This is a genomic window from Falsiroseomonas stagni DSM 19981 (assembly GCF_900114315.1).
GTDB classification, from domain to species: Bacteria; Pseudomonadota; Alphaproteobacteria; order Acetobacterales; family Acetobacteraceae; genus Falsiroseomonas; species Falsiroseomonas stagni.
This window is the reverse complement of record NZ_FOSQ01000001.1, coordinates 1,347,159-1,366,633: the sequence shown is the minus strand read 5'-3', so window position 1 is coordinate 1,366,633 and position 19,475 is coordinate 1,347,159. Positions and strand designations below refer to the sequence as shown.

At 70.3% G+C, this 19,475-nt stretch carries 23 protein-coding genes; 13 read left to right on the top strand and 10 right to left on the bottom strand.

Annotation, left to right across the window (positions count from 1 at the left end; all coding sequences use genetic code 11):
• Positions 1-95: 95 nt before the first annotated feature.
• The 11 genes from purB (at position 96) to BM041_RS06385 (ending at position 8,626) form a co-directional block, all read left to right on the top strand.
• Complete coding sequence (gene purB, locus BM041_RS06435) at positions 96-1,442, top strand: adenylosuccinate lyase (RefSeq protein WP_092957037.1); 1,347 nt, start codon at positions 96-98, stop codon at positions 1,440-1,442.
• A gap of 82 nt (positions 1,443-1,524) precedes the next feature.
• Complete coding sequence (locus tag BM041_RS31145; RefSeq protein WP_245761942.1) at positions 1,525-1,833, top strand: hypothetical protein; 309 nt, start codon at positions 1,525-1,527, stop codon at positions 1,831-1,833.
• Between the two features lie 16 nt (positions 1,834-1,849).
• Positions 1,850-2,590 carry an NRDE family protein gene (locus tag BM041_RS06425; RefSeq protein ID WP_092957031.1) on the top strand — a complete coding sequence of 247 codons (741 nt, stop codon included), beginning with the start codon at positions 1,850-1,852 and terminating at the stop codon, positions 2,588-2,590.
• A gap of 142 nt (positions 2,591-2,732) precedes the next feature.
• Complete coding sequence (gene purC, locus BM041_RS06420; protein WP_092957028.1) at positions 2,733-3,497, top strand: phosphoribosylaminoimidazolesuccinocarboxamide synthase; 765 nt, start codon at positions 2,733-2,735, stop codon at positions 3,495-3,497.
• A complete protein-coding gene (gene purS, locus BM041_RS06415) occupies positions 3,494-3,733 on the top strand; it encodes a phosphoribosylformylglycinamidine synthase subunit PurS (protein ID WP_092957025.1) in 240 nt (79 codons plus the stop codon). Before purC ends, purS begins: the two co-directional genes overlap by 4 nt.
• A 6-nt stretch (positions 3,734-3,739) precedes the next feature.
• Positions 3,740-3,967, top strand: a complete 228-nt coding sequence (locus BM041_RS06410; protein ID WP_092957022.1) for a hypothetical protein — start codon at positions 3,740-3,742, stop codon at positions 3,965-3,967.
• 99 nt (positions 3,968-4,066) lie between these two features.
• Positions 4,067-4,765: a phosphoribosylformylglycinamidine synthase subunit PurQ gene (gene purQ, locus BM041_RS06405; RefSeq protein WP_092957019.1), complete on the top strand. Its 699-nt coding sequence runs from the start codon at positions 4,067-4,069 to the stop codon at positions 4,763-4,765.
• A complete protein-coding gene (gene purL / locus BM041_RS06400) occupies positions 4,762-6,981 on the top strand; it encodes a phosphoribosylformylglycinamidine synthase subunit PurL (protein ID WP_092957016.1) in 2,220 nt (739 codons plus the stop codon). Before purQ ends, purL begins: the two co-directional genes overlap by 4 nt.
• Complete coding sequence (locus BM041_RS06395) at positions 6,981-7,220, top strand: BolA family protein (RefSeq protein ID WP_092957013.1); 240 nt, start codon at positions 6,981-6,983, stop codon at positions 7,218-7,220. Before purL ends, BM041_RS06395 begins: the two co-directional genes overlap by 1 nt.
• Before the next feature lie 25 nt (positions 7,221-7,245).
• Positions 7,246-7,587 carry a Grx4 family monothiol glutaredoxin gene (grxD, locus tag BM041_RS06390; RefSeq protein ID WP_092957010.1) on the top strand — a complete coding sequence of 114 codons (342 nt, stop codon included), beginning with the start codon at positions 7,246-7,248 and terminating at the stop codon, positions 7,585-7,587.
• Between the two features lie 64 nt (positions 7,588-7,651).
• Positions 7,652-8,626, top strand: coding sequence for a glycosyltransferase family 2 protein (locus tag BM041_RS06385; protein ID WP_092957008.1), 975 nt, complete (start codon positions 7,652-7,654; stop codon positions 8,624-8,626).
• Positions 8,627-8,849: 223 nt separating this feature from the next.
• On the opposite strand, the gene rpsD is transcribed toward BM041_RS06385, so the two are convergent.
• Positions 8,850-9,467: a 30S ribosomal protein S4 gene (rpsD, locus tag BM041_RS06380; RefSeq protein ID WP_092957005.1), complete on the bottom strand. Its 618-nt coding sequence runs from the start codon at positions 9,465-9,467 to the stop codon at positions 8,850-8,852.
• A 223-nt stretch (positions 9,468-9,690) separates the two neighbouring features.
• On the opposite strand from rpsD, the gene BM041_RS06375 reads away from it, so the two are divergent.
• Positions 9,691-9,891, top strand: a complete 201-nt coding sequence (locus tag BM041_RS06375) for a hypothetical protein (RefSeq protein WP_092957002.1) — start codon at positions 9,691-9,693, stop codon at positions 9,889-9,891.
• Positions 9,892-9,961: 70 nt separating this feature from the next.
• On the opposite strand, the gene BM041_RS06370 is transcribed toward BM041_RS06375, so the two are convergent.
• From BM041_RS06370 to gltX, 6 genes are all read right to left on the bottom strand, one after another.
• On the bottom strand, positions 9,962-10,930 hold the full coding sequence (locus BM041_RS06370; protein WP_092956999.1) for a Bug family tripartite tricarboxylate transporter substrate binding protein: 969 nt from the start codon (positions 10,928-10,930) through the stop codon (positions 9,962-9,964).
• Positions 10,930-11,796 carry an alpha/beta fold hydrolase gene (locus tag BM041_RS06365; protein ID WP_092956996.1) on the bottom strand — a complete coding sequence of 289 codons (867 nt, stop codon included), beginning with the start codon at positions 11,794-11,796 and terminating at the stop codon, positions 10,930-10,932. Before BM041_RS06365 ends, BM041_RS06370 begins: the two co-directional genes overlap by 1 nt.
• Complete coding sequence (locus tag BM041_RS06360; RefSeq protein ID WP_092956993.1) at positions 11,793-12,623, bottom strand: RNA methyltransferase; 831 nt, start codon at positions 12,621-12,623, stop codon at positions 11,793-11,795. Before BM041_RS06360 ends, BM041_RS06365 begins: the two co-directional genes overlap by 4 nt.
• Positions 12,624-12,777: 154 nt before the next feature.
• Entirely contained in the window at positions 12,778-13,128 is a 351-nt protein-coding gene (copM, locus tag BM041_RS06355; protein ID WP_092956990.1) for a CopM family metallochaperone, read from the bottom strand.
• A gap of 82 nt (positions 13,129-13,210) precedes the next feature.
• Positions 13,211-14,605: a cysteine--tRNA ligase gene (cysS, locus tag BM041_RS06350; protein WP_092956987.1), complete on the bottom strand. Its 1,395-nt coding sequence runs from the start codon at positions 14,603-14,605 to the stop codon at positions 13,211-13,213.
• Between the two features lie 5 nt (positions 14,606-14,610).
• Positions 14,611-15,942 carry a glutamate--tRNA ligase gene (gene gltX / locus BM041_RS06345; RefSeq protein ID WP_092956984.1) on the bottom strand — a complete coding sequence of 444 codons (1,332 nt, stop codon included), beginning with the start codon at positions 15,940-15,942 and terminating at the stop codon, positions 14,611-14,613.
• A gap of 135 nt (positions 15,943-16,077) precedes the next feature.
• Here gltX and BM041_RS06340 point away from each other — a divergent pair, with 135 nt between their 5' ends.
• Positions 16,078-16,446 carry a hypothetical protein gene (locus BM041_RS06340; protein WP_217648647.1) on the top strand — a complete coding sequence of 123 codons (369 nt, stop codon included), beginning with the start codon at positions 16,078-16,080 and terminating at the stop codon, positions 16,444-16,446.
• Positions 16,447-16,450: 4 nt separating this feature from the next.
• Here the strand turns inward: BM041_RS06340 and BM041_RS06335 are convergent, their stop codons facing one another.
• The 3 genes from BM041_RS06335 to BM041_RS06325 are packed head-to-tail and all read right to left on the bottom strand — an operon-like array spanning position 16,451 to position 19,462.
• Entirely contained in the window at positions 16,451-16,864 is a 414-nt protein-coding gene (locus BM041_RS06335) for a hypothetical protein (RefSeq protein ID WP_175533769.1), read from the bottom strand.
• Positions 16,861-18,525: an NAD+ synthase gene (locus BM041_RS06330; RefSeq protein WP_092956981.1), complete on the bottom strand. Its 1,665-nt coding sequence runs from the start codon at positions 18,523-18,525 to the stop codon at positions 16,861-16,863. Before BM041_RS06330 ends, BM041_RS06335 begins: the two co-directional genes overlap by 4 nt.
• 31 nt (positions 18,526-18,556) lie before the next feature.
• Positions 18,557-19,462, bottom strand: coding sequence for a DMT family transporter (locus BM041_RS06325; RefSeq protein ID WP_092956978.1), 906 nt, complete (start codon positions 19,460-19,462; stop codon positions 18,557-18,559).
• Positions 19,463-19,475: the final 13 nt, after the last annotated feature.

The window sequence follows — 19,475 nt, the reverse complement described above, 5'->3', positions numbered from 1 at the left end:
GCGCCGCTAATTCCATTGGTGGCGGGAGGCTTGTCAACCGCCTCTTTGCGGCGTCATGACCGCTTCACGACTCAATCAAACATGGAAACCACGACATGGTGCCCCGCTACAGCCGACCGGAGATGGTCGCCATCTGGTCGCCGGAGACCCGGTTCCGCATCTGGTTCGAGATCGAGGCGCTGGCGGCGGAAGCCATGGCCGCGCTCGGCACCATCCCCGCCGAGGCCGCGGTCGCGATTCGTCGCGGCGGCAGCGCCAAGGTCGCCACCATCACCCAGGCGGACCTCGACCGCATCGACGCGATCGAGCGTGAGACTCGCCACGACGTGATCGCCTTCCTGACCTGGCTGGGCGAGGGCATCGGCCCGGAAGCGCGCTTCGTGCACCAGGGCATGACCAGCAGCGACGTGCTGGACACCTGCCTCGCCGTGCAGATGACGCGCGCCGCCGACCTGCTGATCGCTGATGTGGACGCGCTGCTGGTGGCGCTCCGCCGCCGCGCGGAGGAATACCGCCACACGCCGACCATCGGCCGCAGCCACGGCATCCATGCGGAGCCCACGACCTTCGGCCTGAAGCTGCTCGGCTATGTCGCGGAGTTCGAACGCAACCGCGCCCGCCTGCTCGCCGCGCGGGCGGAGGTCGCGACCTGCGCCATCAGCGGCCCCGTCGGCACTTTTGCGAGTGTCGATCCCCGGATGGAGGCGCATGTCGCCAAGCATCTGGGCTTGGCCGTGGAGCCCGTCTCCACCCAGGTCATCCCCCGCGACCGCCACGCCGCCTTCTTCTGCGCGCTCGCCGTCGTGGCCAGCGGGGTGGAGCGCCTGGCCACGGAAGTCCGCCACCTGCAACGCAGCGAGGTGCGGGAGGCGGAGGAGTTCTTCCACGCCGGCCAGAAGGGCAGCAGCGCCATGCCGCACAAGCGGAACCCGGTGCTGAGCGAGAACCTGACCGGCCTGGCGCGCATCGTGCGCGGCTACGCCATGCCGGCGCTGGAGAATGTCGCGCTGTGGCATGAACGCGACATCAGCCACAGCAGCGTGGAACGCGTGATCGGCCCGGATGCCACCATCACCCTCGACTTCGCGCTGATGCGGCTGACCGGCATGATGGACAAGCTCACCGTCTATCCCGAGCGGATGGCGGAGAACCTGGAAAGCCTCGGCGGCGTCGTGCACAGCCAGAAGGTGCTGCTGGCCTTGACCCAGGCGGGGATGAGCCGGGAGGGCGCCTACTCCGCCGTGCAGCGTTCGGCCATGGCGACCTGGCAGAAGCTCGGCAAGCCCGATGCGCAGGATTTCCGCACCAACCTGCTGGCGGACCCCGAGGTCGCGGCCTGCATGACGGCGGAGGCGCTGGACCGCGCCATGGATCCGGCGCGGGACTTCGTGCATGTGGACCAGACCTTTGCTCGTGTCCTGGGCGGCAAGCCGCAGGGCTGACGATCGCGATCCCGTCATGCCGGATGCCCCGGTTTCGCCATGGGCGGTGCCTATATCCACCGCCCATGGGGAGGTTCTTGTGATGCGTTCGATGTCGGGGATGGTGATGGCCGCCGTGCTCGGCGCGGGGATTGCCGCTGCCGCGCCAGCCATGGCGCAGGAAGGCGCCACGGCCGTGGATTGGAAGCCCTACGGCTACTACGCGCCGCCGCCCTACTACGCGCCGCCGCCGCGCTTCCATGCGCCATCGCCGCCGCCCTACTACTACGCGCCACCCCCGCCGCGGGCGCGCTACTACGCGCCGCCGCCGGCCTACTACTACGCGCCGCCCCGGCCGCGGTATCACCGCCCGCCACCGCCGCCCGGTGTCGGGCTGTATTTCCGCTTCTGAGGGTCGCGCCCCGGCCGTGTGTTCGCTGATCTGCCTGTGGCGCCCCGCCCATGCCTGGCCGGTCCTGGTCGCCGCCAACCGGGATGAGCGCCTGGACCGCCCCTGGGAGTGCCCTGGCCCGCATTGGCCGGACCGTCCCGGCGTGATCGGCGGGCGGGACCTGATGGCGGGCGGGACCTGGATGGCGCTGGGCGCCAGGGGCGTACTGGCGGGGATCCTGAACCGCCCCGGCAGCCTCGGCCCCGCCACGGGGAAGCGCAGCCGGGGCGATCTTCCCCTCCAGGCCGCGTCCAGCCGGTCGGCGGAGGAGGCCGTCGCCGCGCTCCGCGCCATCGATGCGGGCGAATGGCGCCCCTTCAACATGGTGGTCGCTGATCGCGACGGCGCCTGGTTCCTCAAGGGCCTGGGCGAGGGCCGGCCGGTCGTCTCCCGCCTGGCGCCCGGCATCGCGATGGTCACGGCACATGACCCGAACGACCTGGCCAGCCCCCGCACCGCCCGCCACCTGCCGCTGTTCCAGGCCAGCGCGCCGCCCGATCCGGACCGGGAGGATTGGACGTGGTGGGAGGCCAGGCTGGCCGACGACACCGCCCGCCCGGGCCAGGGGGCGGAAGCGCTCCGCGTGCCGCCGGTGAACGGCTTCGGCACGGTCAGCGCCAGCCTGGTCGGCCTGGCGGCGGATGGCCGCCGGTGCTGGCGCTTCTGCGCGGCCCCGCCCGGCACCGCCCCCTTCGTCCCGGTCTCGCTGAGCCCCTGACCCGCCGCCGGCCTGCATCCCGCCGGTGGCGTGGCGGGCGCCTTCTTCCCCTGCTATAGCCCCCCAAGCACCGGGCCCGCGCCCGGCAGCGCCCGCGCGCCCCATTCCCTGGCGGCCGCGGCAGTCGAGGAGTTTCAGCACCATGGCGCGCCGCCGTCAGCTCTACGAGGGCAAGGCCAAGATCCTGTTCGAGGGCCCGGAAGCCGGCACCCTGGTGCAGTATTTCAAGGACGACGCGACCGCTGGCAACGGCGCGAAGAAGGGCACGATCACCGGCAAGGGCGTGCTCAACAACCGCATCAGCGAATACCTGATGATGAAGCTGGCGGAGATCGGCATCCCGACCCACTTCATCCGTCGGCTCAACATGCGGGAACAGCTGATCCGCGAGGTGGAGATCATTCCGCTCGAGATCGTCATCCGCAACGTCGCCGCCGGCAGCCTGGCCAAGCGCCTCGGCATCCAGGAAGGCACGCGCCTGCCGCGATCGATCCTCGAGTATTATTACAAGAACGACACGCTCGGCGATCCGATGGTGTCGGAGGAGCACATCACCTGCTTCGGCTGGGCCTCCACGCAGGACCTCGATGACATGGTGGCGCTGTCGCTGCGGGTGAACGACTTCCTGACCGGCCTCTTCCTCGGCGTCGGCATCACGCTGGTGGACTTCAAGCTGGAATTCGGCCGCCTCTACGAGAATGACGAGATGCGGATCGTCCTGGCCGATGAGATCAGCCCCGACAATTGCCGCCTCTGGGACGTCAAGACCGGGGAGAAGATGGACAAGGACCGCTTCCGCCGCGACCTCGGCAAGGTCGAGGAAGGCTACCAGGAAGTGGCGCGCCGCCTCGGCATCCTGCCGGAGGCCGGCGTGAGGGACATGAAGGGGCCGGAGACCGTCCAGTGAAGGCATTCGTCACCGTCATGCCGAAGGCCGGCGTGCTCGACCCCCAGGGCAAGGCGATCGGCCATGCCCTCTCCTCCCTCGGCTTCGAGGGCGTCGCCGATGTCCGCACCGGCAAGGTGATCGAGCTCGACCTGGCGGAGACCGACCCGGCGAAGGCGCGCGCGGCGGCGGAGGAGATGGCCCGCAAGCTGCTGGCCAATAGCGTGATCGAGTCCTTCAAGGTCGAGGTGGTCTGACCCTCGATGGTCAAGGTCTCCCTCCTCGTCATGCTGGTGCTGACGGTCCTGATCTCCATGGTGCTCCGCTGGCGCGAACAGCGGATGCCCGCGGTGGCGCAGGCCAAGCGGCTCGGCCTGATGGCGCGGGGGAAGAAGGGCCTGGACCGCTGGGTGACCGCCGCGGCGCTGGCGGCGCTGGCCACGCTGGTTGTGGTGGGCGGGTTGCACTGGCTGCGTGTCTGGATCGGTTGAGGGCGGCGCCGTGACCGCGGCGCGCGCGACGCACAAGCAGGACCCGCGATCGGCGGGCGAACGGCAGGACCCGCCTTGGGCGGGCGAACGGGTGGGCCCATGAACGCCGTCATCATCGTCTTCCCCGGCACCAACCGGGAAAGGGACATGGCCATCGCGCTGGAACGCGCCAGCGGCCGCAAGCCGACCATGCTGTTCCACCGCGCGGATTCGCTGCCCGCGGGGACGGACCTCGTGGTGCTGCCCGGAGGCTTCAGCCATGGCGACTACCTCCGCTGCGGCGCCATGGCGGCGCAATCGCCGATCATGCAGGCCGTGAAGGACTTCGCCGCCAGGGGCGGCCATGTGCTCGGCGTCTGCAACGGCTTCCAGATCCTGACGGAGACCGGGCTGCTGCCCGGCGCGCTGCTGCGCAACGCCACGCTCCGCTTCCTGTCGATGGATTGCCACATGCGGGTGGAGCGCGCTGGCACGCCCTTCACCGCCAACTGGCGGCAGGGCGACGTCTTCCGCGCGCCGATGGCGCATGGCGACGGCAACTATTTCTGCGATGAGGAGACGCTGGCGCGGCTGAACGGCGAGAATCTCGTCGCCTTCCGCTACGCCACGCCCGACGGCGCCATTACCCCGGCCGCCAACCGCAACGGCGCGCGCGACAATATCGCGGGCATCCTCTCCCCCAACCTCCGCATCTGCGGCCTGATGCCGCATCCTGAGGACCTCGTGGACCCGCTGATGGGCGGGGAAGACGGGCTGCCGATGTTCACCTCGCTTGTGGAAAGCCTCGCCACCGCATGAGCACTCTTCCGATCCCGCTCGACACGGCGCGCGCGAAGCAGCTTTCGGCCGAATTCGGGCTGAAGGGGGATGAGTTCGACCGCGTGCTGGCCATCCTCGGCCGCACGCCGTCGCTGACCGAACTCGGCATCTTCTCCGTCATGTGGTCGGAGCACTGCTCCTACAAATCCAGCCGCGTCTGGCTGCGCACCCTGCCGACCAAGGCGCCCTGGGTCATCCATGGCCCCGGCGAGAATGCGGGCGTGATCGACATCGGCGACGGGCTGGCCGCCATCTTCAAGATGGAAAGCCACAACCACCCGAGCTTCATCGAGCCCTACCAGGGCGCGGCGACGGGCGTCGGCGGCATTTTACGAGATGTCTTCACCATGGGGGCGCGGCCGATCGCGAACCTCAACGCGCTGCGCTTCGGATCGCCCGAGGCGCCTCGGATGAAGCGCGTGATCGATGGCGTCGTGCGGGGCATCGGCGGCTACGGCAACAGCGTCGGCGTGCCGACCGTGGGCGGCGAGGTCAACTTCCACCCCGCCTACAACGGCAACCCGCTGGTGAATGCGATGACCGTCGGCATCGCGCCGAAGGACCGCATCTTCCTGAGTGCCGCCGCCGGCATCGGCAACCCCGTGGTCTATGTGGGCTCCAAGACCGGGCGCGACGGCATCCATGGCGCGACCATGGCCTCCGCCGAATTCTCCGCCGACTCCGAGGAGAAGCGCCCCACCGTCCAGATCGGCGACCCCTTCACGGAGAAGCTGCTGATCGAGGCCTGCCTGGAGCTGATGGCGACCGACATGATCGTCGCCATCCAGGACATGGGCGCGGCGGGGCTGACCAGCTCCTCCGTCGAGATGGCGGGCAAGGGCGGCGTCGGCATCGAGCTGGTGATGGACAACGTCCCCCAGCGCGAGGTCGGCATGACGGCCTATGAGATGATGCTCTCCGAGTCGCAGGAGCGCATGCTGATGATCCTGAAGCCCGGCCGCGAGGCCGAGGCCGAGGCGATTTTTCACAAGTGGGAACTGGACTTCGCCGTCATCGGCCATTTGACCGATACCGGCCGCATCGTCATCCGCCACAAGGGCATGGTGGAAGCGGACATTCCCCTCGCGCCGCTCGAATCCGAAGCACCGCTCTATCGCCGCCCGACCGCGGAGACGCCGAAGCAGCCGGTGCTGGATGCCGCCAGCATCGCCGATCCGGTCGGCCCGCTGGCGGCACTGACGACTCTCGTTGGCAGCCTCGACCTCTGCTCCCGCCGCTGGATCTGGGACCAGTATGACAGCACGGTCGGCGGCCAGACGGTGAAGCGCCCGGGCGGCGCGGATGCCGCCGTGGTGAAGCTGGAGGGGCTCAAGCGCGGCCTCGCCATCACCACGGATTGCACGCCGCGCTACTGCCAGGCGGACCCGGAAGCGGGCGGCGCGCAGGCGGTGGCGGAAGCCTGGCGCAACCTGACCGCGGTGGGCGCGCGCCCACTGGCCATCACGGACAACATGAATTTTGGCAACCCCGAGAAGCCGGAGATCATGGGCCAGTTCGCGAGCGCGGTGCGCGGCATGGCGGCGGCCTGCATCGCGCTCGACTTCCCGGTCGTGAGCGGCAATGTCTCCCTCTACAACGAGACCGAGGGCCGCGCGATCCTGCCCACCCCCGCCATCGGTGGCGTCGGTGTGCTGGAGGATGCGGCCCAGTCCATCGGGCTGGCGCTGAAGCCGGGCCTCGACCTGGTGCTGATCGGCGATACGAAAGGCTGGCTCGGCCAGTCGCTCTGGCTGCGGGAGATCGCGGGGCGGGAGGAAGGGGCGCCGCCGCCGGTGGATCTGGCCGCGGAACGCCGCAACGGCGACTTCGTCCGTGCCCGCATCCTGGAAGGGACCGTCGCCGCCTGCCACGACCTCGCCGATGGCGGGCTGCTGGTCGCGGTGGCGGAGATGGCGATGGCGGATGGCACGGGCGCCACGCTCACGGCCCCGCCCGCCGGCGTCGCGCCGCATGGCTGGTGGTTCGGTGAGGACCAGGCGCGCTATGTGCTCGCCGTCACCGATGGCGCCGGGCTGGTCGCCGCAGCCTCCGCCGCCGGCGTGCCGGCCGCGGTGATCGGCCGCAGCGGCGGCGGGGACTTGGTTCTTGCCGGCGGGTCCTCCATATCCGTGGCCACGCTGCGGGCGGCCCATGAGGCCACCCTGCCGGCGCTGATGGAGGGGAGAGCGGCCTGATGGCGATGGATGCGGCGGAAATCGAGGCGCTGATCAAGGCCGCCCTGCCCGATGCGCAGGTGACGATCGAGGATCTCGCCGGCGATGGCGACCATTATGCCGCGAAGGTCGTCTCCTCGGCCTTCAAGGGCATTCCCCGAGTCAGGCAGCACCAGATCGTCTATGCGGCGCTGCAGGGGCGGATGGGGGGCGTGCTGCACGCCCTCGCGCTCCAGACCTCCGCGCCCGACCAGGCTTAACCAGGCACCACAGGGACCCGACCCGATGAGCAACCCCACCTTCGACCGCATCCAGGCCGATATCGAGGCGAACCCGGTCGTCCTCTACATGAAGGGCACGCCGGTCTTCCCGCAATGCGGCTTCTCCGCCCGCGTGGTGCAGATCCTTTCCCACGTCGGCGTGCCCTTCAAGGGCGTCAATGTCCTGGAGGACATGGAGATCCGCGAGGGCATCAAGGCCTTCTCCAACTGGCCGACCATCCCCCAGCTCTACGTCAAGGGCGAGTTCGTCGGCGGCTGCGACATCGTCACCGAGATGTTCCAGGCCGGTGAACTGGAGTCGCTGCTGGCCGAGAGGGGCGTGACGACCAAGGCCTCCGCCCAGTAGCGGCAGGGCCCTGCTTGCGGGGTGTTGATTTCGGCACCCCGCCGGACTGCCCCACTCTGGGGTGATGACCGCAGCGCTGGTATCGATCGTCACCCCCGCCTTCGACGTCGCCCCCTTCATCGGGGACGCCGTGGCCTCCGCCCGCGCCCAATCGGATACGCGGTGGGAGATGGTGATCGTCGATGACGGGTCGCGCGACGGCACGGCCCTGGCCGCCGAACGCGCGGCCGAGGGCGACCCCCGCATCCGCATCCTCCGCCAGGCCAATGCCGGCGTTTCCGCGGCCCGCATGGCGGGGATCGCGGCCGCCAGCGGCGATACGCTGCTGTTCCTCGATGCCGATGACTGGCTGGCGCCGGATGCGCTGCTGCGGCTCCGCGCCGCCTTGCAGGTCGCGCCCGGCGCCGTCGCGGCCTATGGCCCCTGGGCGGCCGTCGCCGAAAGCGCCCGGCCGGGCGACGCGCCGCTGCGGCTGAAGGCCGGGCCCTACCCCGCCGGCGATATCCTGCGGCGCCTGCTGGTGGAGAATCTGCTGGCCAATGGCGGCCACCTGCTGGCCCGCCGCGCAGCCTTCGACCGCGCCGGCGGCTTCCGCCCGACGCTGCGCTATGGCGAGGATTGGGAGTGCTGGATCCGCCTGGCGCTGGAAGGCCCCTTCGCCACCGTCGAGGGCCGTGACCCCCTGCTGTATGTGCGGGAGCGCGGGGGCAGCGCCTATCGCCGCATGGCGCGGGACCCCGCCGCCTTCGCCCCCGCCATGGCGGCGATCTGGACGAATCCGACGTTGACGGCGCGCCTCGGCCCCCAGGCCGCCGCCGCGATCAGGCGTCGGGCGGAGGCGGAGAATGACTGGGTGATGGGCAAGGAATTGCTCCGCCATGGCGCGCGGGCCGAAGGGCTGCGGGTGCTGCGCGGTGCGGCCCTGGCCGCGCCAGGCCTGAAGCGCCTGGCGCTGCTCGCCGCCGCCCACACCCTGCCCGCCTTGCCCCGCCGGCTGCACGGCCCCTTCGCGCGCTATCCGGAGACGCGGGAGGTGTGACGCTTCGCGGCCTACTATGGATTTAGCCGATTAAGCCGATTTAGGACGTTTAGCACCGCTTTTCGGCCTGCCCGGGCCGTGGCGATGGACGCGGTCTGGCGCCTGATGTCCGGAACATAGAACGAACAAAGCCCGGATGCCAGCGCTTTCGGACGCCCCCCAAACGCAAAACGCCGGCCCCTTGCGGGACCGGCGCTTCGCTTGACCCTGACGGGTCGAAACCTCAGCGCGAGTAGAACTCGACCACCAGGTTCGGTTCCATCTGCACGGGGTAGGGCACGTCCGACAGCTTCGGCGCGCGCAGCAGGCGGCCGCGCATCGCGCGGTGGTCGATCTCGATGTATTCCGGCACGTCGCGCTCACCGGACTGGGCGGCGTCGAGCACCGCGGTCAGGGACTTCGACTTCTCCTTCACCTCGATCACATCCGTGTCCTTGACCAGGTAGGACGGGATGTTGAGGCGCTTGCCGTTGATCAGCACGTGGCCGTGGTTGACGAACTGGCGCGCGGCGAAGGGCGTCACCGCCAGCTTCATGCGGTAGATGATGGTGTCGAGGCGACGCTCCAGCAGCTCGATCAGGTTCTCCGAGGTGTCGCCCTTCCGGCGCACGGCTTCCTCGTAGTACTTCCGGAACTGCTTCTCACCGATGTTGCCGTAGTAGCCCTTGAGCTTCTGCTTCGCCATCAGCTGGACGCCGAAGTCGGTCGGCTTCTGCTTGCGGCGCTGGCCGTGCTGGCCGGGGCCGTATTCGCGCTTGGCGATGGGGGACTTCGCACGGCCCCAGAGGTTCACGCCGAGGCGGCGGTTGATCTTGTACTTGCTTTCTGCGCGCTTGGTCATGCGCTGCTCCTGCCCCGTCCATGGCCTGCGCCAGGGGTCCGGGTTCTTCTTGTGCCGGCACCCTTATGGGCATCGCGGCGGGTTGTCCCGGTAGGCCCCTGGCCCGAATGGCCAGCGACGGGCGCAGGCCCCGAAGGCCTGTCCACGTTCCCGGAAGTGGCGGCGCTATAGGTGCGGGGCGGGCACCTTGTCAAACCAGGGGTGGCGCCCCTACTCCCGCGCCATGGTCAAGCGCGAAGAGATTCTGGTCCTCGGCCTCACGGCCGGTGTCGTCGGCAGCCTGGTGGGCGGCATGATGCTTGGCATCGGCATGGGGCTCATCATCGGCGGGCAGCATCTGGGCTGGCTGCTGCTGCTGCCGGCGGCGCCGCTGTCCGGCCTGCTGGGGTATGTGCTGGCGCGGAAGCTGGCGAAGCAGCTCTGACGATGGTCCAGGGGGGTCTCCCCCCTGGCGGATGGGGTCTGGGGAAGGCAGCGCCTTCCCCAGTTGCCTGTCAATCCGGCTGGATCCCCGCCGCCCGGATCAGCCCCGCCTTGTAGGCCAGATCCTCCCGCAGGAAAGCCGCCGTCGCTTCCGGCGTCGCCGCATGCACGGTGTAGCCCGCCGGCGCCAGGATGCGGTCCCGCACCGCGGGTTCCGCCATGGCCGCCGCGATGTCCCGGTGCAGGCGCGCGACCAGCGCCGGCGGCGTGGAGGCGGGGGCGAAGGCGCCGAACCAGGTGCGGGGGTCGATATCCCCGTAGCCGGCTTCCGCGAGTGTCGGCACCTCCGGCAGGGCCTCGAACCGCGTGGGGCGGCCGACGGCCAGCGCGCGCAGCGTGCCGGCGCGGATGTGCTCCGCGCCGCTGGCGATCCCGGCCAGGGTCATCTGCACCTCTCCGGCCACGGTCGCCAGCACGGCGGGGGTCAGGCCGCGATAGGGGACGTGCACCATCTCGATCCGTTCGCGCGCCATCAGCGCGCCGAAGCAGAGATGCGGCTGGCTGGCGGTGCCGTAGGAGCCGAAGTTGAACCGCCCCGGCGCGGCGCGGGCGGCCGATACCAGTTCCGCCATGGACCGCGCACCGACCGAGGGATGCACCAGCACCATCTGGTGCACATCGACCAGCAGGCTGATGGGCGCCAGATCCCGCATCGGGTCATGCGGCAGCGCGCGGATCAGGTGCGGGTTGGAGGTGATGGAATTGTCCGCGGTGATGAGCAGCGTGTGCCCATCGCCCGGCGCCTTGGCGACGATGTCCGTGCCCGGCACCGTCGATCCGCCCGGCCGGTTGTCCACCACGACCGGCTGGCGCCACGCCGTCTGGAGGCGATCCGCCAGCGCCCGCGCCAGCGCATCCAGGCCGCCGCCCGGCGGGAAGGGCACCACCAGGCGGACCTGGCGGGTGGGAAAGTCCGTCTGCGCCTGCGCGACGGCGGGCAGGGCCAGGGCGGCCAGCAGGGTGCGGCGGGACAGGCGCATCAACGGTCTCCCAGGGCTTGGGCGCGGAGAAGGGCGAGGGTCTGGGCGGGGGCCTCGACCTCCGGCAGGTGGCCGATCCCCTCGGGCGAGAGGAAGCGGGCGCCGGGGATGGCTTCCGCGATCAGGCGGCCGACATCGGGCGGGTTCACCACATCGTCCTGGCCGGTGATGGCCAGCGTCGGCGCGGCGATACGGGGCGCGAAATCCTCCACCACATCCACCTGGTCCGTCGCATGGGCGGCCTGCATCAGGCCGGCGGGGTTGGTCGCCGCCACCATGGTGCGGACCAGGTCCATCACCAGAGGTCCCGTGCGCGGCGAGACCAGCTTGTCCGACCGCGTCCGCGCCAGCGCCACGCCGCCCTCCGCCACGCTGGCCCTTCGCATGGCGAGCATGGCGGCGCGGCCATCCTCCCCCTTCCAGCGCTGGCCGCGCGACGTGCCCATCAAGGTCAGGGAGGCGACACGCCCGGGATGGCGGGCGGCCAGGCAGGCGCCGAGCATGGAGCCGAAGGAGGAACCGGCCACATGAACCGGACCCTCGACGCCGAGCGCCCCCAGCAGCCCGACCGCGGCATCGGCATAGTCCTCGGCCCGCGGCCGTTCGGCCAGGAAGGGGTCGGACATCAGGTAGCCCGGCGCGTTCCAGGCGATGACCCGCGCGGCATCCGAAAGCCCGGCCAGCACGAAGCGCCAGCCCGTGGAATTGGCGCCGATGCCGTGCAGACAAAGGATGGTCGTGGCCCCCCGCCCGGCCTCCATGAACGACAGCCGCCGCCCCGAAAGCCCGAGCGGCCCTGCATCGACCTCCGTGAAGCGGAGGTCCGGCAGGGGCGTGACCGGGGTGCCATCGGGGTGCAGCGTCACGGCGTCTCGGTCTCCTGCCAGGGCGGCGGGTCATTGTCCTGGAAGCGGCCACGGCGCATGCGGCCCTTTGCCAGTTCCGTCACCACCCCATGCAGGGTGCGCAATTCCTGCGCCGTGACCTCCCCCCGTTCGAACCAGTGGCGGAGGTTCCGCACCATGCCCGGGCGCTTCGGCGCATTGTGCAGGAAGCCGGATGCGTCGAGTTCATCGACCAGTCGGGTGAGGAAGTTCTCGAGTTCCCCCTTCGTGGCGGGGCGGGTCTCGTTCATCTGAAAGTCGCGCGGCGGGGTCTTCTCCGCCTGCATCCACCATTCATAGGCCAGGATCATCACGGCCTGCGCCAGGTTGAGCGAGGTGTGCTGGGGGTTCAGGGGGTAGCGGACCAGCGTGTCGCAATGGGCCAGGTCATCGGCCTCCAGCCCGGCGCGCTCGGGGCCGAAGAGGACGGCGACGCGGAGGTCGCGGCCATTGATCTCGCGAAGGTCCTCGGCCGCGGCGCGGGCGTCCCGCATCGGGATGATGACGTGGCGCGGGCGGGGACAGGTGCCGAAGACGCGATGGCAATCGGCGACGGCGGAGGCGATGTCCGGGAAGACCTGGGCGGCATCGATGATGGCATCGGCGCCCGACGCCGCGGCATAGGCGTTGGGCTGCGGCCAGCCATCGCGGGGTGCGACGATGCGCAGGTGGAAGAGGCCGCCATTGGCCATGGCGCGGGCGGCGGTGCCGATGTTCGCCGCCATCTGGGGGCGGACCAACACGACGATGGGGCTCTCGCCGGGGGCGGGGGTGAGCAAGGCGCCGCCTTCGCCGCGGCCGCCGGTCATGCTGTGCGCAGGGGGAGCGCTGCTCCCCCTGCCCCCCCTCGCCAGGGTCCAGCGGGACCCTGGACCGCGGGATTATTGATGATGGTCCAGGGGGCTCTGCCCCCTGGCGGATGGGGTCCGGGGAAGGCAGCGCCTTCCCCGGGAAGCACGGTCCTCATCGCGCCAGGAACGCCCTGAGCCTGGCGATCTCCGCCTCCTGCGCCGCGATGATCTCCTCCGCCAGCTTCTGCATGTCTGGGTCCGAGCCGTGGCGAAGCTGGATGCGCGCCATCTCGATCGCGCCCTGGTGGTGCGGGATCATGCCGGCGGCGAAGTCGCGGTCGGCGTTGCCGGTGAAGCGGATGTCCATGTCCCGGTGCATCCGCGCATTGGCCGCGCGGAATTCCCGCGTGCTGGCGGGTTCCGCCACGCCGGGCGCGGGGCGGGTATTGTGGCCCTGATGGCCCTGCTGCGCGAAGGCAGGGGTGGCGATCAGCAGGGCGGCGGCGAGGGCAAGACGGATCATGGCGGTTCCTCCGGTCAGATGGCCGGACCGGGACATGGGGCCTTACCCCCGTGGGAAGGCAAGAGGGCGGAAGGCAAGCCCCTCACGCCCTGCGCCATGTCGTGCCGTTCGGCCCGTCCTCCAGCAGGATGCCCTGGGCGGCCAACTCCTTGCGGATGCGGTCGGCCTCCGCCCAGTCCTTCGCCTTGCGGGCGGCCAGGCGCGCGGCGATGGCGGCCTCGATCGCCGCATCGTCGCCGGCATCGCCCCGGAACCAGGCGGCGGGTGATTGGCCGAGCAGGCCGAGCATCTGCCCGCAGGCCAGGATGCGGCCCTTCAGCGCGGGAAGATCCGCCGTGGCATCGCGCCCCAACGCATCATTCGCGGCGGAGACGAGGTGGTGCAGCGTGGCCAGGGCCAAGGGCGTGTTGAGGTCATCCGCCAGCGCGGCCTCGAAGGCTGGGGTTTCCAGCGGCAAGGGCTCGGCGCCGTCGGTCGCCTCCACATCCTCCATCTTGGCCAGCGCGCGGTAGAAGCGGTCCAGTTCCCGCCGCGCTTCCTCCAGCCCCGCCAGCGTGTAGTCGATCGCCATGCGGTAGTGGGTCTTCAGCAGCAACAGACGAAACGCCTCGCCGGCCCAGGGGCCGTGCTGGAGGATGTCGCGCACGGTGAGGAAGTTGCCGAGCGACTTCGACATCTTCTCCCCGTCCACCAGCAGCATGCCGTTATGCATCCAGTAGCGGGCGAAGTGGCTGCCCGGGAAGGCGCAGACGGATTGCGCGACCTCGTTCTCATGATGCGGGAACATGAGGTCAGCGCCGCCGCCATGGATGTCGAAATCCGGGCCGAGATGCTTCCAGGACATGGCGGAGCATTCGATGTGCCAGCCCGGCCGGCCGCGGCCCCAGGGGCTGTCCCAGCCCGGCTGTTCGGGGGTGGAGGGCTTCCACAGCACGAAGTCGCCGGGATCGCGCTTGTAGGGCGCGACCTCGACCCGCGCGCCGGCCAGCATTTCGTCAGTTGAGCGGCCAGACAGCGCTCCGTACTGCGCGAAACTCGCCACGGCGAAGAGGACATGGCCCTCCGCGGCATAGGCGTGGCCATTGGCGATCAGGCGTTCGATCAGCGTGACCATTTCCGGGATCGTGCCCGTGGCGCGGGGCTCGATATCGGGGGGCAGGTTGCCGAGGGCCGCCATGTCGCGGTGGAAATCGGCGGTGGTGCGGCCGGTGACGCTGTCGATCGGCTCCCCGCTTTCCCGCGCGCGGTCGATGATCTTGTCGTCCACATCGGTGATGTTGCGGGCGTAGGTCACGGCCGGGTAGGTGCGGCGCAGGAACCTCGCCAGCACGTCGAAGACGACGACGGGGCGGGCGTTGCCCAGATGCGCCAGGTCATAGACCGTGGGGCCGCAGACATAGAGGCGGATGTGCTGGTCATCGAGCGGGATGAACCGCTCCTTGCGCCTGGTGGCGCTGTTGTGCAGCTGGATGTCCATGGTGCTCAGCCTGCGGCCAGCGTCAGGCGCTTGAGCGCCCTTTCGCGGCCGATCAACGGGAGGAAAACCTTGAGGTCGGGGCCGTGATCCTCGCCCGTCAGGGCGCGGCGCAGCGGCAGGTACAGCGTGCGGCCCTTGCGGCCGGTGCTGGCTGCCAATGCTCCGGTCCAGGCCGGCCAGGTCGCCTCATCCCAGGGTTCCTCAGGCAAGGTCTCGATCGCCGCGCGCAGCAGGTCATGGTCGGCGGCATCGGCCAGGGGGACGATAGTGCCGGCAACGACATCCCACCAGTCCCGTGTTTCGCGGAACAGATCGACATTGCCGCGCACCGCCAGCCAGAAATCCTCCCCCGCGCCTTCCGGCAGCAGGGCCTGGACTGCGGCGAAGGGCAGGCCGTGCAGGTGCTTGCGGTTCAACGCCAGCATCTGCTTCAGGTCGAAGCGTGCGGAGGAATGGGAGACGCGCGACAGCTCATAGCCAGGCGCCAGTTCCGCGGGCATGGCGGCGACCGGGTCGCCGGAGGTGCCGAGCGCGGCCAGGTAGCCGACCAGGGCCGCGGGCTCGATCCCATCCCGGCGGAGTTGCCGCAGGCCGACGGCGCCGGTGCGCTTGGATAGCGGCCCGCCATCACTGTCCGTCAGCAGCGGCAGATGGGCGAAGCGCATGGCATCGCCCTTGCCGCCCAGCGCCGTGAAGATGTCCAGCTGGATGCCGGTATTGGTGACGTGGTCCTCGCCCCGGATCACGTCGGTGATGCCCATTTCCAGGTCATCGACGACGGAGGTGAAGGTGTAGAGGAAGCTGCCATCGGCGCGGATCAGCACGGGGTCCGACAGGCTCGGCAGTTTCACGCTGCGCCGGCCCAGCACGCCGTCCTGCCATTCGACGGAGGTGTGGGACAGCTTGAAGCGCCAATGCGGGGATTTCCCGTTGGCCAGCGCCCGGTCCAGCTGTTCCTTCGTCATCTTGAGGGCGGCGCGGTCGTAGATCGGCGGGCGGCCCTGCTTCTGGCGCTGTTCGCGCTTGAAGGCGAGTTCCTCCTCCGTCTCCAGGCAGGGGTAGAGGCGGCCGGACTTCTTCAGGACTTCCGCGGCCGCGGCGTAGCGGGCCAGGCGGTCGGTCTGCCGGACCATGCCATCCCAGTCGAGGCCGAGCCAGCGGAGGTCTTCCTCGATCGCCTGGGCGTATTCGGGCTTGGACCGCTCGGTGTCCGTATCGTCGAGGCGCAGGAGGAAATGGCCGCCATGGCGCCGGGCGAGGCACCAATTGGCGATGGCGATCCGGGCATTGCCGACATGCAGCAGGCCGGTGGGAGAGGGGGCGAAACGGACTTTCATCGGGGGCACAGGAACGCCATGGCGGCGCGGAAGGCAAGGCGTGGCGCGCAACTCCGCGGCATCGGCCCGTCTTCTCCATCATTTGGGCGCATTTGACGCCAGAATGGGCGGCCTGAAGGCGGGCGGAGAGCGGCAATGAAGCGGATGCTGGCGGTTGGGATGGTGGCGGTGGCGGCCCTCGCGGCGGCCCCTGCCCCCGCGCAAGCGGATTGGCGCGGCCGGTCCTACGGGCACCATCACGGCTACAACGGGGGCGGCGTGGCGCTGGGCGCGATCGTCGGGCTGGGCGCCGGGGTCGCGCTGGGCGCGGCGCTGGCCCCGCCGCCGCGCGTCTATTACGCGCCCCCGCCGCGGGTCTATTACGCGCCGCCGCCGGTGTACTACGCGCCGCCGCCGCCCGTGTATTACGCGCCGCCGCCGCGGGTCTACTACGCGCCGCCGCCGGTTGCCTATGCGCCGCCGGAGCCGTTCTATGGCATCCCCTGGCAGGGCGGATGGAAGTGAGGGCCTAGCCCTCCTCCTCCTCTTCCTCATCCTCGTCGTCGCCATCCCGCCTCGGGTCGAGGATCCGCCAGTTGCGGTCCTCGGCATCCGCGGCGCGGCGGGCGGCGAAATCATGGATTTCGGTGGCACTCTTCCAGGCATCGTCGCCGGCGCCCGCCACTTCAGCATCCTCGCCCCAGGCGAACCAGGCTTCCAGCACGGCGGCGGCATCCATGCCCCGGGTGCGGCAGCGATCGACCGAATCCCGGACATAGCGGCGCGCGAAGGCATTGGCGTGGGCGATGGTGTCGAAGCCGCGCACGACCTCCACGGGGTCGGACCCGTTCGCGCCGGACAGATCCATGATCCTGACGGCCAGGCCCGAGACGGTGCCGAAGCCGGCTTCCCCGAAAATGGGGTCTTCGTCGGACTCGCTCATGCGATCAGCGCCGAGAAGCCGTTGGTGAGGGGGTAGCGCCGGTCCCGGCCGAAGGCGCGGGGCGTGATCTTCACCCCGGGCGGCGCCTGGCGGCGCTTGTATTCGGCGCGGTCGAGCATCCGCCAAACGCGCAGCACCGTGGCGCGGTCATGCCCCGCGGCGACCAGCGCATCGACGCTGAGTTCGCGCTCCACCAGCCCTTCCAGGATGGCGTCCAGGATCTCATAGGGCGGCAGCGTGTCCTGATCCTTCTGGTCGGGCTTGAGCTCCGCCGAGGGCGGCTTGGTGATGACGCGTTCCGGCATCACCGGGCCGCGCGGACCCTGCGAGCCTTCGGGGAAATTCTCGTTCCGCCAGCGGCAGAGCGCGAAGACCGTCATCTTCCAGACGTCCTTCAGCACGGAATAGCCGCCGCACATGTCGCCATAGAGGGTCGCGTAGCCCGTGCTCATCTCGCTCTTGTTGCCCGTGGTCAGCAGCATGTCCCCGAACTTGTTGGACATCGCCATCAGGGTCACGCCACGGATGCGCGATTGGAGGTTTTCCTCCGTGATGTCGGGCGGGCGGTTGCCGAAGGCCGGCGCCAGCATCCCCGTGAAGGCTTCCATCGCCGGGCCGATGGGGACCGATTCGTAGCGGATGCCGAGCAGCCGCGCGCAATCCGCCGCATCCTCCAGGCTTTCGGTGGAGGTGTAGGGGGATGGCATCATCACCGCCCTCACCCGGTCCGGGCCCAGCGCATCGGCGGCGACGGCGGCGGACAGCGCGCTGTCGATGCCCCCCGACAGGCCCAGCACCACGCCGGGGAAGCGGTTCTTGTCCACATAGTCCCTGAGGCCGAGCATCATGGCGCGGTAGATCTGTTCCATCCGCGGCATGGCGGGCGCCACGGCGTGGGGCGTGCAGGCCCAGCCCTTCGGCCCGCGATTCCATTCCGTGACCAGCACCTGTTCGGCGAACATGGGCATCTGCACGGCCAGGCTGCGATCGGCGTTCAGCACGAAGGACGCGCCTTCGAACACCAGCTCATCCTGCCCGCAGATCTGGTTCAGGAAGACGAAGGGCAGGCCGGTCTCCACGACCCGGGAGACGGCGAGTTGCACGCGCGTATCCTGCTTCTCGGCCTCGAAGGGCGATCCGTTGATGCTGATCAGCATCTCCGCCCCGCTTTCCATCAGCGTCTCGCTGACCGCGGGGAACCACCAATCCTCGCAGATCATCAGGCCGAGCCGCACGCCGCGGAACGCCACGGGGCCCGGCGCCGGGCCGGCGATGAAGACGCGCTTGTCGTCGAAGACGCCGTAATTCGGCAATTCATGCTTGGCGCGGCGGGCCAGGATGCGGCCGCCTTCCAGGACGAAGAGCGCGTTGTGCAGCCGGTCCCCGTCCCGCCAGGGGCCGCCGACCACGATGCCCGGGCCGCCATCCGCGGTCTCCGCGGCCAGCGCCTCGATCCGCGCCATGCAGGCCTCGACGAAGGCGGGCTTGAGGACCAGGTCCTCCGGCGGGTAGCCGGCGATGGAGAATTCGGGCGTGACCAGCAGGTCCGCCCCCTGCGCGGCGGCTTCCGCCCGCGCGGCGCGGATGCGATCCGCGTTCCGGTCGAGCGCCCCCTCATGCGGGTTGATCTGGGCAAGGGCGATGCGGAGGCGGTCGGTCATGACCGGAAGCTAGGGTTGGGGCCGGGTGGGGTCAACGCGCGCGGGCCACGGGGGTCGGTTGCAGCACGCCGATCACCATCCCCGCCGTCACCAGCGCCACGCCGCTGAGCGCCGCGGCGTTCAACGGTTCCCCCAGCAGCGGCCAGGCCGCCAGCGCCGCCATGCCCGGGACCAGGGAGGTGATGGTCGTGGTCCGCCCCGGGCCGATGGCGGTGACGGCGCGGGTGAAGAGGAACCCCGCCACCAGCACGGCGAAGACGCCCTGGAACAGCATCTGGAAGCCGATGACGCCCCAGGGCGCGGCATGCAGGCTGGACGGCAGCGCCAGCCACCAGATGGGCAGATAGACCGGCCCCGCCCAGAGCGCGACGGCCATCGTCCCCTCCACGGCCGAGATCCGCCAGCGCCGGATGGCCGTGGTGTAGATGGCCCAGGACAGGCTGCCGCAGAGGAACAGCAGATCCCCCCGCCAGGTGCCGGGCTGGTCCCCGAAGGTGCCGATGGCCAGCAGCAGGATTCCCGCCGCCACGATGCCGAGGGAGGCGAAGCGCCGCCTGGTCCAGGCCTCCCCCAGCAGCCAGAAGCCGAGGGCGGCGGTGAAGAAGGGCAGCATGCCCGTCATGAACACCCCCGCATGCGCGACCGGGGCGAAGCCGAGCGCGACATAGGCCGCCAGGGGAAAGCCGAAAGCCGCCGTGCCGAGCACGACGAGCAGCCGCGCGCCCCCCAGCCTCGGCCAGCCCAGCACCGCCACCAGCGGAACCGCCGCGAGGAAGGCGCCGGCATGGCGCAGCGCGGCCGTGTCCCAGGGTGTCAGCGCCTGCCGGGCCGATAGCCGCGCCGTCAGCAGGAAGCCCACCCAGAGGAACAGCACCGCGAAGGCACAGGCGTAGCCGATCCGGCGTTCCCGCCGGGCCTCTGGGGAGGATGCTTCCATGGCGGTGACACTA